The sequence below is a fragment of the Arthrobacter sp. UYCu512 genome, from assembly GCF_040547075.1.
Classification (GTDB): Bacteria; Actinomycetota; Actinomycetes; order Actinomycetales; family Micrococcaceae; genus Arthrobacter.
Window position 1 is genome coordinate 15,997 of record NZ_JBEPPA010000012.1, and the last position, 14,192, is coordinate 30,188.

At 67.4% G+C, this 14,192-nt stretch carries 12 protein-coding genes; 6 read left to right on the forward strand and 6 right to left on the reverse strand.

The window, feature by feature from the left end:
- Window positions 1-2: 2 nt before the first annotated feature.
- Window positions 3-2,705, forward strand: a complete 2,703-nt coding sequence (locus ABIB49_RS13600) for a S1 family peptidase (RefSeq protein ID WP_283480197.1) — start codon at window positions 3-5, stop codon at window positions 2,703-2,705.
- A 40-nt stretch (window positions 2,706-2,745) separates the two neighbouring features.
- Here ABIB49_RS13600 and ABIB49_RS13605 read toward each other — a convergent pair whose 3' ends face one another.
- Window positions 2,746-3,162, reverse strand: coding sequence for a PaaI family thioesterase (locus ABIB49_RS13605; RefSeq protein ID WP_226773134.1), 417 nt, complete (start codon window positions 3,160-3,162; stop codon window positions 2,746-2,748).
- Window positions 3,163-3,324: 162 nt separating this feature from the next.
- Between ABIB49_RS13605 and paaZ the strand changes: the two genes are divergently transcribed.
- Together paaZ and ABIB49_RS13615 are read left to right on the forward strand one after the other, a co-directional pair.
- Complete coding sequence (gene paaZ, locus ABIB49_RS13610) at window positions 3,325-5,436, forward strand: phenylacetic acid degradation bifunctional protein PaaZ (protein ID WP_226773135.1); 2,112 nt, start codon at window positions 3,325-3,327, stop codon at window positions 5,434-5,436.
- 176 nt (window positions 5,437-5,612) lie between these two features.
- Complete coding sequence (locus ABIB49_RS13615; protein ID WP_226773136.1) at window positions 5,613-6,020, forward strand: VOC family protein; 408 nt, start codon at window positions 5,613-5,615, stop codon at window positions 6,018-6,020.
- 61 nt (window positions 6,021-6,081) lie between these two features.
- Here ABIB49_RS13615 and ABIB49_RS13620 read toward each other — a convergent pair whose 3' ends face one another.
- The 4 genes from ABIB49_RS13620 to ABIB49_RS13635 form a co-directional block, all read right to left on the reverse strand.
- Complete coding sequence (locus ABIB49_RS13620) at window positions 6,082-6,939, reverse strand: DUF427 domain-containing protein (protein ID WP_226773137.1); 858 nt, start codon at window positions 6,937-6,939, stop codon at window positions 6,082-6,084.
- 65 nt (window positions 6,940-7,004) lie between these two features.
- On the reverse strand, window positions 7,005-7,610 hold the full coding sequence (locus ABIB49_RS13625; RefSeq protein WP_226773138.1) for a TetR/AcrR family transcriptional regulator: 606 nt from the start codon (window positions 7,608-7,610) through the stop codon (window positions 7,005-7,007).
- Between the two features lie 85 nt (window positions 7,611-7,695).
- Window positions 7,696-9,024, reverse strand: a complete 1,329-nt coding sequence (gene paaK / locus ABIB49_RS13630; RefSeq protein WP_226773139.1) for a phenylacetate--CoA ligase PaaK — start codon at window positions 9,022-9,024, stop codon at window positions 7,696-7,698.
- A gap of 17 nt (window positions 9,025-9,041) precedes the next feature.
- On the reverse strand, window positions 9,042-9,581 hold the full coding sequence (locus tag ABIB49_RS13635) for a hotdog fold thioesterase (RefSeq protein WP_226773140.1): 540 nt from the start codon (window positions 9,579-9,581) through the stop codon (window positions 9,042-9,044).
- 234 nt (window positions 9,582-9,815) lie between these two features.
- Between ABIB49_RS13635 and pta the strand changes: the two genes are divergently transcribed.
- Window positions 9,816-11,927, forward strand: coding sequence for a phosphate acetyltransferase (gene pta / locus ABIB49_RS13640; protein ID WP_282358614.1), 2,112 nt, complete (start codon window positions 9,816-9,818; stop codon window positions 11,925-11,927).
- Here the strand turns inward: pta and ABIB49_RS13645 are convergent, their stop codons facing one another.
- The gene (locus tag ABIB49_RS13645) at window positions 11,928-12,176 is read right to left on the reverse strand and encodes a hypothetical protein (protein WP_226773142.1); all 249 of its coding nucleotides are present in this window, start codon (window positions 12,174-12,176) and stop codon (window positions 11,928-11,930) included. It abuts the gene before it with no gap.
- 185 nt (window positions 12,177-12,361) lie between these two features.
- On the opposite strand from ABIB49_RS13645, the gene ABIB49_RS13650 reads away from it, so the two are divergent.
- Entirely contained in the window at window positions 12,362-13,531 is a 1,170-nt protein-coding gene (locus ABIB49_RS13650) for an acetate kinase (protein ID WP_354157167.1), read from the forward strand.
- A gap of 86 nt (window positions 13,532-13,617) precedes the next feature.
- Window positions 13,618-14,178, forward strand: a complete 561-nt coding sequence (locus ABIB49_RS13655) for a GNAT family N-acetyltransferase (RefSeq protein ID WP_283480199.1) — start codon at window positions 13,618-13,620, stop codon at window positions 14,176-14,178.
- Window positions 14,179-14,192: the final 14 nt, after the last annotated feature.

The window sequence follows — 14,192 nt, forward strand, 5'->3', positions numbered from 1 at the left end:
GGGTGAAGACTCCGACGTTTCAGCTGACAGTGCGGGCGGTCGCGGCTGCCGCGATCGCGCTCGCCGGATCGTTCTACGCCGTTCCTGCCCTGGCCGAAGCCGGCGGGACGGACCCCGCTCCGTCAGCCGCTCCCGCAGCATCCGCGCAGGCGTCCCCTGCCGCACCAACGACGCCGGCAGCTGCGGCCGCTGGTTCCAACACGACCGCAGCTGACGCTCCGGGCGCGCCAGCCGTCACCGCAGCGCCGGGGATCAGCGATGCCGGACTCGCCGAGGCCATCCGGCGCGACCTGGGCATCACGCTCGAGGAGTTCAATGCAGCAGGCCAGCTGGGCCGGACCGCGGCCGATGCCGTTCCGTCGCTGCGGGAGTTGCCCGGCTACCTGGGCATCAGCCTGCGGGCCGGAAAGATCCACATCGAGGGCAGCGGCCCCGAGCTGCGCGCCCGGGTCGATGGGCTGAACGGCAACGGCGCTGCGGATGTGTTTGTGCTCGAGGCGCCTTCCGCTGCGTCGCCGGCCGCGCCCACGGACGTGCCCACGGCTGCACCCACTCCCGCACCCACTCCTGCACCTTCGACGGCTCCCACTCCCGCACCTTCGGCGGCCGAGCTGGTGGCGTCCAACACCGAGCAGCTGTTCCAGGACTACGTCCGCGAGGTGGGGCCGGCCGGTCTGCAAGCCGTGGCCTACTCCGCCGGCCGGTTCGTTATCCGCACCGGCGGAACAAACGCTGCCGAAGCCGAGCTTTCCCCGGCCCCCGACCAGCCGAGCGAGCCGACGATTAACTCGGCGCCAGGGAAAATCTCCGCGGCCAGCTTTGTGGCCCGCTATACCAACGTCCGACTCGAACAGGCGTTGCCGCTCACCACCGAAGCGGACGTTTACGGCGGGGAAGGCTACATCATTGACCGGCGGACGATTTGCTCGACCGGGTTCGGCGCGTTCAGCGCGGCGGGGCTGCCCCTGGTGCTGACAGCTGGTCACTGCGCCGAAGACGGTACGGCACGGGTGGCCGAACTCGAGCCGCCTGTCTCCGCCACAGCCGGCGGGTCGGCGCCGCTGCCGGGCACCCGCGCCCCGCTCGGCAGATTTGGCTTCAGCCAGTTCGGCGGGCCGCTCAACAGCTGGATCACCGGCAGTGAGCAGGCCCCCGGCAACGTGGGCACCGACATCGCCGTCATCGAGTCACTCGACGGCGGAGTCAACGTGCAACCCGCCGCCACCACCTGGGCCAGCGCCGCCAACCCGGGCCCATCAGCCGTGAAGATCATTGGCGTGGTCGCACCGTTCCAGGGCCAGGAGGTGTGCCGGTCCGGCCGGACCACGGGATGGTCCTGCGGGCAGGTGGAAGAAACCGGTGTCTACGTGGTGGGGGGAAGGACGGCCGCCGCGGAGGATCTGCGGGCCTTCCGCGGCTTTTTGTCCAAAAACGTCCAATCCAGCGGTGGCGACTCCGGCGGTCCCTGGATCAGCGGCAACTTCGCCGTCGGCACCCACTCGGCCGGCGAAACTTCCGGCGAGAACTTCGCGATCGCCACCACGCTGGAGGACGCCCTGACCGCATTCCCCACCGCCGTGGAGCTCCAGCTGTTCCTGAACAAACCCGAGCTTGTGGCGCCGGTGAACCTGACAGTCAAGGCCGGGGAGGACATCACCGGCAGGGTTCTGGCAGCCCCGGCATCGGCCGTAGCCGCCAACTCAAAGGTCCGCATCACAGTTGCCAACCAGGCGCCAACGGAGGTCCCGGTCGACTCTGCCGGCAACTGGACTTTCCGGGCTCCGCTGCCGGCCGGGCAACTGGCCTTCTCGGCCGAGACCGTGAACGGCTTCAGCCATTCTGGACCCGCGTCCTTCACCGCCACCGTCTCACCGGCGCCCCTGCCTGCGCCTGGAATAACGACGCCGGCGGACGCCGCCCTGCCGGGCCTGGGCAGTGTTGCCGGAACGGGAATGCCCGGCGCTGTCGTGACGCTCTCCGGTGACGTGGCCGGGACAGGGACGGTGGCTTTGGACGGTCAATGGACCGTTCCGGTGGAGCGGCCGGCCTTCGGGAAAGTGACGGCGACCGCCACTCTCTCGTCCCCGGGTATTGCGGACAGCCCTTCATCCAGCAAAACTTTCACTGTCATTCCCCCCGCGCCTGCGGAAACCACTGTCCCGGACGGCTGGCACTTCCGCCAGGACGCGCTTCCCTCCTCGATTTCCGGAACGGGCGTTGACGGCGCCGACGTCATCGTCTCGATCGACGGGGCACCCGTGGGCGCTGCACACGCCGGTGCCGGCGGCGCCGGGACCGGGGCCCGGGCAGTGGTCCGGTCCTTCGTTCCGCAGGTCCTCGTGGCAGGCGGGCGCTGGAGCGTCCCGTTCCCTTCAGGCCTCGCCGTGGGGGCGCACACGCTGTCCGTCACCCAATCGGTCGACGGCGTGGCCTCGGACCCGCTGCTCGTAGCGTTCACCATTGATGCCCGGGCTGCAGTACCGCCGGCCCGGCCCGCCGTAAATCCGCCGGCCCAGCCTGCCGTAAATCCGCCGGCCCAGCCTGCCGTAAATCCACCAGCGCGGCCCATTGTGGTTTCGGCCGGCTCAGGACGGTTGCCGGATACCGGTGCGGGGGTGCTGCTGCCGATGGCGGGCCTTGCCGGCGGCACAGTTTTGCTCGGCGTCGCCTTGTTGGCCATTGCCCGGCGTCGGACGGTGCGGTAGTCCGGCCGGAATCCCGGCCCCGGCGCCCGGGGTGGCCCGCTTAGCCCCTGCGGTCCAGCAGCAGGTTGGTGATCCGCAGGGTACAAAGCCGCTCGCCGGCCGCGTTGGTGATCAGCACCTCGTGGGTGGTGACGGTGCCGCCCAGGTGGATGGGGGTGGCGGTGATGGTGATGATTCCCTCGCGGGCAGACTTGTGGTGCGTTGCCGAGACGTCCACGCCAACGGCGGTCTTGCCGAGCGTGCTTGCGTGGATGACGGCAGCCCAGGAGCCCACCGCTTCGCCCACAGCCAGCGAAGCGCCGCCGTGCAGCAGCCCGAAGGACTGCCGGTTGCCCTCCACCGGCATGGTGGCCACCACCCGCTGGACGGATTCCTCGACGATCTTCACACCCATTTTTTCGTCGAGTTCCCCGAGGGTGATCTTCCATAGCTCGGTATTCCGGGGCTCGGGGGTCATAACGTCTCCTCTTTGGCCGGAAAGCCCAGGGCTCAGGCCGGTATGTGCCGCCGCAGCTAGTGTGCGGCAGGCCTCATTCATGTACTGTGGACATATTACCGAACGGACGGTCAGTAATGCTGGCCGTGTTGATCTTGCCCCTGTTGGAAGGACCCGTCAACGATGACCACCACTGCAACTGCTCCGGAACCCACAGTAGACACTGTCGGGATCGTTCCCAGCTTCGTCCGGGATTCCTGGTGGACCCCCGACGCCGGCTCCGCGGCCGGCGCCGCGTCCGTCCTGGACGCCAGCACCGGTGAACTCCTCGCCAAGGTGAGCACCGATGGACTCGACCTCGCCGCCGTCGTGGACTACGGGCGCACCACCGGCCAGGCGGAACTCGGCAAACTGACCTTCCACCAGCGCGCGCTCAAGCTCAAGGAACTCGCGCAGTACCTGAACGGTCGCCGCGAGGAATTCTATGCGCTCTCGGCCCAGACCGGCGCCACCAAGACCGACTCGATGGTCGACATCGACGGCGGCATCGGCGTGCTGTTCACCTTCGGTTCCAAGGGCCGGCGCGAACTTCCCAACTCCCAAGTGATCGTGGACGGGCCCATGGAGGTGCTGTCCAGGGACGGTTCCTTCGCCGGCGAGCACATCTACACCCGCATTCCCGGCGTCGCCGTGCAGATCAACGCCTTCAACTTTCCGGTGTGGGGGATGCTCGAGAAACTTGCCCCGGCCTTCATCGCCGGCGTGCCCACGATCGTTAAGCCCGCCACCCCGACCGGTTACGTCACCGCCGCGGTGGTCAAGGCCATCATCGATTCCGGCATCCTGCCCAAGGGCTCGCTGCAGCTGGTTTCCGGCTCGGTCCGCACCATTCTGGACCACCTCGACTACCGCGACATTGTGGCCTTCACCGGCTCCGCCTCCACCGCAAACACGCTTAAGTCCCACACCAACGTGGTCAAGGGCGGAGTCCGCTTCACCTCGGAAACCGATTCCCTGAACGCAGCCATCCTGGGCCCGGATGCCGTCAAGGGCACGCCGGAATTCGATGCCTACATCAAGTCGCTTGTTACCGAGATGACGGCCAAGGCCGGCCAGAAGTGCACATCGATCCGCCGGGCCATCGTGCCGCAGGCGCTGGTCCAGGACGTCGTTGCCGCCGTCGGGCAGCGGATCACCGAACGTGTGATCCTCGGCGACCCGCGCGCGGACGGCGTGACCATGGGCGCCCTGGCGTCCCTGGAGCAGCTCGACGATGTGCGGGCAGCGGTCCAGTCAATGCTCGATGCCGGCGGCGAACTCGCCTACGGCACGCTCGATTCGCCGAAGGTCACCAGCGCTGACGGCACAGTCGGCGTCGTCGCCGATGGCGCCTTTATGTCCCCCGTGCTGCTGAGCTGGGCGGACCCGGAAGCCGAAGCGGTCCACTCGCTGGAAGCCTTCGGCCCGGTATCGTCCGTGATTGGCTACACGGACCTGGCCGACGCCGTCCGCCTAGCCGCCCGCGGCGGCGGCTCGCTCGTAGCCTCCGTTTGCACCAACGACCCCGGGGTTGCCCGCGAACTCGTCACCGGCATCGCCGCCCACCACGGCCGGGTGCACATGCTCAACCGTGAGGACGCCCGCAGTTCCACCGGCCACGGTTCGCCGGTCCCGCACCTGGTCCACGGCGGCCCGGGCCGGGCCGGCGGCGGCGAGGAGCTCGGCGGCATTCGCTCGGTCCTTCACCACATGCAGCGCACCGCCATCCAGGGTTCACCGAACATGCTGACCGCCGTCACGGGCGTCTGGCACACCGGCGCGGACCGGAACTTCACGCTCGAGACCGAAGGCCAGCACCCGTTCCGCAAGCACCTGAGCACCCTGCACATCGGTGACGCGATCCGCTCCGGGCTGCGCGAAGTGACTCTGGATGAAATCACCAAGTTCGCCAACTCCACCGGGGACACCTTCTACGCCCACACCAACGAGGAAGCAGCGGCGGCCAACCCGTTCTTCCCGGGCATCGTGGCGCACGGTTACCTGCTGCTGGCATGGGGCGCCGGGCTGTTCGTGGAGCCCGCGCCGGGACCCGTGCTGGCCAACTATGGCCTGGAAAGCCTGCGCTTTATCACCCCGGTGGCGGCGGGCGATTCGATCCGGGTCACCCTGACCGCCAAGAAGATCACGCCGCGCGAGACCGACGGCTACGGCGAGGTGGCCTGGGACGCCGTCCTGACCAACCAGAACGACGAAATCGTGGCCACCTACGACGTCCTCACCCTCGTGGAGAAGTAGCCCTTCCGACGCTCCCTCACGTCCTGCGGTGCCGGCTCCGACGCTCCCTCACTTCGCTGAGGGAGCGTCGGGTGTATTGCGGCCATAGCTGAGGGAGCGTCTGGGGGTTGGGGCGCGATTGACAGGCTCTTTCCGCCCGGCGCCGGCGTAAAATATTCCGTGTAGGAGGTGGCGAAATGACTTTAATTCTCAACAAAGCCACAACAATCCTGCCAGTCGATGATGCACAGCGCGCCCACCGCTTTTATGCGGACACCCTGGGCCTGCCGCACCGTGGAGTGACAGGCGACGGAAGCGATCTCTTTGGCAGCGACGGCGGCCCCCTGCTGCAGTTGATGGCCGTCGGGGACGGAAAACATTCCGAGCACACGACCCTGAGTTTTGAAGTCTCCGGGATCGAGCGGACCGTCCAGGAGATGGAAGCCAAGGGCGTCCAATTCCAGGACTACGACCTGCCGGAGCTCAAGACCGACAATCACATCTGTACAACCGATTCGGAAAGGTGCGCCTGGTTCCTGGATACGGAGCACAATATCCTTTGCGTCCACGAGAACATCACGACGGCGGCTGACTACCAGCTTTGACGTGCAGGATCCCACAAAATAGCGTCCCGGCCCGCCGGGACGCTATTTTGTGCCCCGTCCGTCAACGGGCGTCCGGACCGTCCGGGCGGGACCACGGCGACACCGGGCGGGGCTGGAGCACACCGTTGACCCTCAGATCGATCCGTTCGTTAAAGAAGCAGATGAGGCCGTGGATCTGGGCGGCATCCCGGAACCGCCCGTCATAGCTCCATGCAATATCCCGGCCGTGCGCGGAGTCCGGGTAGCTCCAGTAGCTGGCCTGGCCCTTGTAAGGGCAGACGCTCCGCTTGGTGCTCTCCCGCAGCAGCTCCAGCCGTACGTCCGCCGGCGGAATGTAATACCGCACTGGGAGCATTGTTTCGTAGAGCAGTTGCGCGCCATTCGTTTCGGCCAAGGTCGCGCCGTCGAGCGCCACCTGCACCTCCGCGGATGAGGCGCGGATGTCAACGCGGTGGAACGGATCGCGCGGGTGGCCAATGATCTCCTCGTCGTCCTCGAGCCAGTCGAAGGCCGCGAAATCGAGTAGCACGTAACCGGCCAGGTCCGGGTCCGCGGGCCGGAAAGCGGCCCTGGGCAAGGTAGCAGCGGCAGTCATAACGTCGAGTTCCTCGCCGGCGCAGCTGTGATTGCCAAACGCTGTACCGGGGTCAAGGGAAGTCGGGGCTTCGCCCTGCCGCACGGCGAAAGGGTGCTCCTCTGCAACGGCCGCGGGCAGCGCCGGCGCGGCGAGTCCGCACAGCAGGTCCTGCTCCGGCACGGCATAGATCGGGGTGATCCGCCGCGGTTCCCAGATCAGCCAGGCCTGCCGCGTGTCGACGACGGCAGCCTGGTCGATGATCGCGCGGATCCTCTTGGCAGTGGGTTCGTAGCGCAGTTGGGGGAAAGTTCCCATCAGCACGCGGGATAGTTTGGTGGCCATCCTCCCAGCGTGGCCCTGGCGCCGGGCCCGGTCAATAGCTTCCGCCGGCGTCCGTAGAACCCGGGCTAGCGGGGAGCCTGGAGGCCGTTGAAGGCCATCGTGATGACGTCGTCAGCCAGTTTTTCCGGTGAGAGGGAACCGCCGGGTTTGTACCACTCGACAATGGAGTTGATCGTGCCGAAGAGCAGCCGGGTGACGGTGCGGGGGTCGATGTCCTGGCGCAGCGATCCCTCGTCTCGGGCCGCGGAGATCAGGGCCGCCACCTTGTGGTCGAACGTGCGCCGGCGTTCCATCGCGTTGCGCTCAATCTCGGTGTTGCCGCGCAGGCGCAGCAGCAGGGTGACGAACGGAAGCCGCTCCACTAGCACCGAAATGGTTTCGCGCAGGACGAATTCCAGCCGGGCTTCGGCGGTGCCGGACTGCGCTTTCGGCTGGTCCAGGATGGCTTCCAGGCCGCCCAGGGCGTGATCCAGCGCCAGCTTCAAAAGCTCGCCTTTGGACGGCACGTGGTGGTAAATCGCGGACTTGGAGATGCCCAGGTTTTCAGCAAGGATGCCCATTGAGGTGGCATCGTAGCCATGGCGGTTAAAGACATCGACGGCGATCATCAGCACTGACTGCTGGTCATAGCCGGGACGGCCGCGTTTGGTGCTGGTTGCTGTTGTGGGCATAGTCGCTAGTTTCTCACGATCGGAAGATCAGCCTGCCCGCCGGTCAGCCTTTAACGGGCGGGCCGGCGGGCTGGGCGTGCTGTGGTCAGGCCTTGGGCCGCAGGTCGTAGATCCGGCGGAGCTTGCCGTTGGACCGTTCCAGGGAGCCGGGCTCGACGACGTCGACGGCGCAGGAAGACCCGACGTGGATCTTGATCTGTTGCTGCAGGGCCTTGGACGCCGAGGCAACACCCTCGATCGTGACGGACTCGCGCCGTTCGATCCGGACGGTCAGCTGGTCCATCCGCTGGCCCTCGGGCCGGGTGAGTTCGAGCTGGAAATGCGGGCTCAGCTCCGGGATCCGCAGCGCGATCTCCTCGATTTGGGAGGGGAACAGATTCACGCCGCGCAGGATGATCATGTCATCGCTGCGGCCGGTGATGCGGCCCATCCGGCGGTGCGCAGGTCGGGCGGTGCCCGGCAGCAGGCGGGTGAGGTCCTTGGTGCGGTACCGGATGATCGGCAACGCTTCCTTGGTGAGCGAGGTGAAGACCAGCTCGCCGTGTTCCCCGTCACCCAGGACCACAGTGGGGTCGAAGGCGTCGACGATTTCGGGGCGGAAGTGGTCCTCCCAGATGTGGCTGCCGTCCTGGGTTTCCACGGCCTCGCCGGCAACACCGGGCCCCATGACCTCGGAGAGCCCGTAGATGTCGCAGGCCTTGATGTTCATGGTGACTTCGAGCTCGTGGCGCATTTCCTCGGTCCACGGCTCGGCCCCCAGCACGGCGAATTTGAGCGAGGTGGAGGCCGGGTCGATGCCCTGTTTCATCATGGCGTCGGCGATGGTCAACAGGTACGTCGGAGTGGCGAGGATGGCGTCGGGCTTGAAGTCCTGGATGAGGGTGATCTGGCGTTCGGTCTGGCCCCCCGAGATCGGGATCACCGTGCAGCCGAGGGCCTCGGCGCCGGCGTGGGCCCCCATGCCGCCGGTAAAAAGGCCGTAGCCGTAGGCGTTGTGGACCTTCATGCCGGGGCGGACGCCGGAGGCTCGGAGCGAGCGGGCCACGAGCTTTGCCCAGTCGGCGAGGTCCTTCTTGGTGTAGCCGACGACTGTGGCGCGGCCGGTGGTGCCGGAACTGGCGTGGATCCGGGCCACCTCGTGCTGGGGCACGGCGAACATGCCGAAGGGGTACTCCAGGCGGAGGTCCTCCTTTGTGGTGAACGGGAACTTGCCCAGGTCGGAGAGCTCGCGGAGATCCGAGGGGTGGACGCCGGCCTCGTCGAACTTGCGCTTGTACAGGGGGACGCGGTCGTAGGCGTAGGCCACCGTGTGCTGCAGGCGGCTGAGCTGCAATGCCTCAAGCTCGTCCCGGGAAATGGTTTCTTCGCGGTCCAGGACGGCATCACTGGTGGGGGCGACGGTTTCTTGGGTCATCTTGGGGTTCCCTGTTTCTATTTCTTGGAGATGGTGCGGCTGCGGCCGCGGAACTCAGCGACGAGTTCGCCCGGGGGGATGTCGGCGGGGAGCCTGCCCGGGACCGTGGCGGCGGGTGCCGGGCCGGCGGGTGCCGGCTGCGGGGCCGAAGGCGCGCCCGCGCCCGGATCGACGGCGTAGATCTGGATGTCATAGAGGCCGCTGCGTCCGGTGCTGGCGCGGCGGTTGGCGACGGCGGTCAGCACCTGGCCGCGGAAGGCTGGCTTGAGGAAGTTGATATCGACGCCGGAGGCCACGGTGATGGTGCCGGTGTCGATTCCGGCTTCACCTGGTTCCGGGCTGGCCGGGTTGCAGGCCAGCGCGAAGGCCGTGTCACCGAAGGCGAAGATCATTCCGCCGTGGGCCATGCCGAATCCATTCAGCATTTCCTGCCGGAGCGTCATGCGGATCGTGGCGTGTCCGTCGTCCAGTGCCACAACTTCTATGCCCATCCACTCTGAGGCGTAGTCGTCTTTAAGGATGGGGTGGGTGTCGCCGGAAATCGTCAGTTCAGCCATGCGTCATTGCCTCCAGCTTTATTTACCGAATGTTCATTAGGTAATCCCATCCGGGTGCCTCCTGTCAAGAGCGGGCGGGCGTGTGAAGCGGTTGGCAGCGGCCGCAGAACAGTCAAACTCCGGCAAAATCCGCCGGGAGCCCGCGCCTGGAACCCGCGGCCCGAAAACGGGTACCGCGCCGGAAGAAAGTAGGCTGGGAGGGATGCAGCACCACTTCACAGCAAAGGGCGGATCATGGCCAAGGGGATATACGTCAGCGCGACCACGCCGGGTTCCGGGAAGTCGCTCGTAGCGCTGGGACTGGCGGACACGCTGCACCGCCATGCTGACCGCATCGGCTTCTTCAAGCCGGTGGTTCACGGCAACGACGCCGCGTCGGACCCGATGGTGGCGCTGATGAAGGCCCGGTTCGATCTGGACGACCAGCGCTGCCGCGGCGGCCTGACGTACGCCGAAGTCCGCGCGCTGCTGGCCGAGGGCAACCGTGCGGAGATCGACGCCCGCTGCGTTGAGATTTTCGCCGACATCTCGCGGAACTGCGACGTTGTGATCGTGGAGGGGACGGATCTCACCGGCCAGGACGCCGCCGTCGAATTCGACCTCAACGCCCGCCTCGCCAACAACCTCGCCGCCGCCGTCGTCGCCGTGGTGGGGGCTAAAGGCAGGACCATTGCGGAGGCGGCCGACGCCGTCGAGGTTGCCCGGAAGGAACTCCTTGCCGAACGCTGCTCGCTCCTGGCGATCATGGTGAACCGGGCCGACCCGGAGGACCTGGACGGCATTGCGGCCGCCGTCCGCCCCGGCGCCTCGGGCCGGCCCGTGTACGTCCTGCCCGAGCTGGAATCAATCGCCAGGCCCACAACCGGCGAGGTTGCCGCAGCCCTTGGCCTGGGCCAGGTAGCCGGACGGCCGGACCTGGAACGCGACGTGCACTCGGTCAAGGTGGCGGCCATGAACGTCGCCAACTTCCTGCACGTGCTCGACGACGGCGCCCTGGTGATCGTTCCCGGTGACCGCGCCGACGTGCTGGTCGCGTGCCTCGCTTCGTCGTTCTCCCCGGAGTTCCCGGTTCCGTCCGCGCTGATCCTGACCGGCGGGCTGTCTCCCGAGCCCACCATCTACTCGTTGCTGGCGCAGGCACCGTTCCCGATCTTTGCGGCCCCGGACGACACCTACGTCACCGCAAAGCGGGTGTCCGAGGTGCGCAGCGAGATCTGGTCGGGCCACCGCCGCAAGGTAGCCTCCGCCCTGGGCCTGTGGTCCAAACGGGTGGATGAGGCTGAATTGCTGGAACGGCTGCACCTGCCCCGGCCGGAGCGAATGACGCCGCTGCGGTTCCTGCACGACCTCATCGAACGGGCCCGGCTGCAGCGCCGGCACATTGTCCTGCCCGAGGGGGCCGATGTGCGGATCCTGCGTGCAGCCGAGATCCTGCACCGGCGCGATGTCTGCGACCTCACGATTTTGGGCAACGAGTCGGCGGTACGGGAACTGGCGTCCACCCAGGGGATCGACCTCTCCGGCATCAGCATCGTGGACCCCGCGACCTCGGCGTTGCGCCAGCAGTTTGCCCAGGAGTACGCGCAGTTGCGTGGCCACAAGGGTGTGGACCTGGCCCGTGCCCTGGAGGCGATGCTGGACGGCAGCTACTTCGGGACCATGATGGTGCAGCTGGGTGTGGTCGACGGCATGGTGTCCGGTGCCGCGCACACCACAGCCCACACCATCCGTCCCGCCCTGGAGTTCGTCAAGACCCGCGAGGGCGTCAAAATCGTTTCCTCGGTGTTCCTGATGCTGATGCCGGACCGGGTCCTGGTCTACGGCGACTGTGCAGTCAATCCGGACCCGAACGCGGAGCAGTTGGCGGACATCGCACTGGCCTCAGCCGAGACCGCAGCCCAGTTTGGGGTGGAGCCGCGGGTGGCCATGCTCTCCTACTCCACCGGTGGCTCCGGCACCGGCGAGGCGGTGGACAAAGTCCGGCAGGCCACCGAACTTGTGAAGTCCCGCCGCCCGGACCTCGCCGTGGAAGGTCCCATCCAGTACGACGCGGCCGTGGACGCCGCGATCGCGCACTCCAAAATGCCCGGTTCGTCCGTCGCGGGGCAGGCCACCGTGTTCATCTTCCCGGACCTGAACACCGGTAACAACACCTACAAGGCGGTGCAGCAGTCTTCCGGGGCGGTCGCCGTCGGGCCAGTGCTGCAGGGACTTCGGAAGCCGGTGAACGACCTGTCCCGCGGCTGCACCGTGGAGGACATCGTAAACACGGTGGCCATCACGGCCATCCAGGCGCAGTCCGTGGAGCCCGCCGCGCAGCCGATCCCCGCGGCTGCCCATGCGTAGTCAGCTGTTTTCCGGATTTGCCGGGCTGTCAGGATCTTCCTGCTCGGCAGGTGCGTCGGCCAGGCCCGTAGGCGTGAGATCCAGGTCCGCCAGGTTTTCGGGGGCCTCGGCGGCTTTCCCGACTTCGGCGGCCTTAAGCTTCCCGGTGTCGTCGAGGGCCGGGTTCGCGCCCTCCACCCCGGTGGGATCCGGCGTGCCGGACCCGCTGTCCGGTTCGGCGCTGTCGTTAGGGGTTGCGTTCTCAGTCATGGAAATCCCTTCAGGAGTCGTCCAGGTGGTCCGCCGACTCTAAACCGCCGCCGCGGCTCTCCGCAACGGATGGCCGGCCGGGCAATTTATAGTGGTTTCCAGGAGCGCTCCGACAGGCTCCGGCGTGATGCCCGTCCCGGCGCGCCCTTCGGGGTCAGCCCAGCAGCCAAGGCGTAGGAGGCCCCATGCTCGTGCTCGTTATCAACTCCGGCTCGTCGTCGCTGAAGTACCAGGTGCGCGACGTCGATGCCGGCAGTGTGCTTGCCGAAGGACTCGTCGAGGAGATCGGGATGGGCAACGGCGGCGGGGGCGACGGCCGGATCGTAGGCCCCCGGGACCACGCGGAGGCACTGGAGCGTGTGGATGCGAAGATCCACGCGGCCCTCGGCGGCCGGGCGCTCGACGCCGTCGGGCACCGGGTGGTGCACGGCGGGGAACGCTTCGCCGAGCCGGTCCTGGTTACCAACGAAATCATCCGCGCCATCGAGCGGCTTAATCCGCTGGCTCCGCTGCACAACCCGGCGAACGTGCTCGGCATCCGCGCGATCGCGAAGAAATGGCCGGACATACCGCAGGTGGCAATGTTCGACACCGCGTTCCACCGCACCCTTCCGGAGTACGCTTGGCGCTACGCGGTGCCGGACGAGCTCTACAGCAACCATGGAATCCGCCGCTACGGCTTCCACGGCACCTCGCACGAATACGTCGCGCACCGGGCCGCGGCGCTGCTGGACATCCCGTCCGAGGAGTTCGACGCCGTCATTGCGCATCTGGGCAACGGCGCCTCGGTCGCGGCGATCCGCGGCGGACAGTCCATTGACACCTCCATGGGCTTCACGCCGCTGGAGGGACTGGTGATGGGTACCCGCTCCGGTGACCTGGACCCCTCCATCCTGGTCTTCCTGGGCCGGGCCGGGTGGTCCCCGGAGGATCTGGACGCCATGCTCAACCGGCAGTCCGGGCTCAAGGGCCTGGCCGGCAACAACGACATGCGCTCCGTGGTGGAGGCCGCCGGGGCCGGGGACGCCAAAGCCGCCATGGCCCTCGCCGTCGCCTCCTACCGGCTTGCCAAGTACATCGGCGGCTACCACGTGGCCGTCGGCGGGGCGAAGGCTCTGGTGTTCACGGCCGGGATTGGGGAAAACTCGCATCAGTTCCGCGCCCTGGTGGCGGAGCGGCTGGGCGCCCTGGGCGTTCAGCTCGACGCCGGCCTGAACGGCGAACGCTCCCGGGAGCCCCGGGTCATCTCCTCGACGTCCTCGGCCATTCCCGTACTGGTAGTTCCCACCGACGAGGAGCGTGCCATCGCGGAGGCTACGGCCGCCGTCGTCTCCTCCTCGTCGCCTGCTCGGTGACCTCCCAACTGACTCGCAGCAGGGGCCGTTTTGGGCGCCCATAACGGCCGTAACTGCGAGTCAGTTGGGCGGGTAGCCTTGGGGCCATGACGGAACTGAATCTGCCCCTGCGCACCGAACGGCTGGTCCTGCGCCGCTTCCGGGCCGGGGACCTGGCTGCGTACCACGCCTACCATTCGCTGCCCGAAACCGCCAGGTTCCTGCCGGGGGAGGCGAAGAGCTACACCAAGTCCATGGAGTCCGTGGGCAAATACGCCAATTTCGTCTTCGAGCAGGAGGGCGACTGGATCTGCCTGGCCATCGAGGCTGCGGACTCGCCCGGTTTGCTCGGCGAGGTGGTGCTGAAGTGGTTGCCGGGCCGCGGTCAGGCGGAGATCGGCTGGAGCCTCGCCCCGGCGGCACGGGGCAACGGCATCGCAACCGAAGCGGCACAGGCGCTGCTGAGGCTTGGTTTCGAGGAGCTCGGCTTCCACCGGATCAATGCCAAGCTTGATGCCCTCAACGCGGCCTCCGCTGCGCTGTGCGAACGGCTCGGCATGCGGCTGGAAGCTACGCAGCTGGACAAGTGGCACTACAAGGGGCAGTGGGCCACGGAAGTCGTCTTCGCCATCCTCGCGGACGAGTGGATGTCCCTGCAGCCGGCTTAGGACTCAACGTACTG

Coding starts and splice junctions, on each gene's coding strand:
- paaZ (WP_226773135.1), top strand. CDS start 3,325: ATGACCACCACTGCAACTGCTCCGGAACCCACAGTAGACACTGTCGGG.
- paaK (WP_226773139.1), bottom strand. CDS start 9,024: ATGACCCAAGAAACCGTCGCCCCCACCAGTGATGCCGTCCTGGACCGC.
- ABIB49_RS13605 (WP_226773134.1), bottom strand. CDS start 3,162: ATGACCCCCGAGCCCCGGAATACCGAGCTATGGAAGATCACCCTCGGG.
- ABIB49_RS13625 (WP_226773138.1), bottom strand. CDS start 7,610: ATGCCCACAACAGCAACCAGCACCAAACGCGGCCGTCCCGGCTATGAC.
- ABIB49_RS13635 (WP_226773140.1), bottom strand. CDS start 9,581: ATGGCTGAACTGACGATTTCCGGCGACACCCACCCCATCCTTAAAGAC.
- ABIB49_RS13615 (WP_226773136.1), top strand. CDS start 5,613: ATGACTTTAATTCTCAACAAAGCCACAACAATCCTGCCAGTCGATGAT.
- ABIB49_RS13650 (WP_354157167.1), top strand. CDS start 12,362: ATGCTCGTGCTCGTTATCAACTCCGGCTCGTCGTCGCTGAAGTACCAG.
- ABIB49_RS13645 (WP_226773142.1), bottom strand. CDS start 12,176: ATGACTGAGAACGCAACCCCTAACGACAGCGCCGAACCGGACAGCGGG.
- ABIB49_RS13620 (WP_226773137.1), bottom strand. CDS start 6,939: ATGGCCACCAAACTATCCCGCGTGCTGATGGGAACTTTCCCCCAACTG.
- ABIB49_RS13655 (WP_283480199.1), top strand. CDS start 13,618: ATGACGGAACTGAATCTGCCCCTGCGCACCGAACGGCTGGTCCTGCGC.
- pta (WP_282358614.1), top strand. CDS start 9,816: ATGGCCAAGGGGATATACGTCAGCGCGACCACGCCGGGTTCCGGGAAG.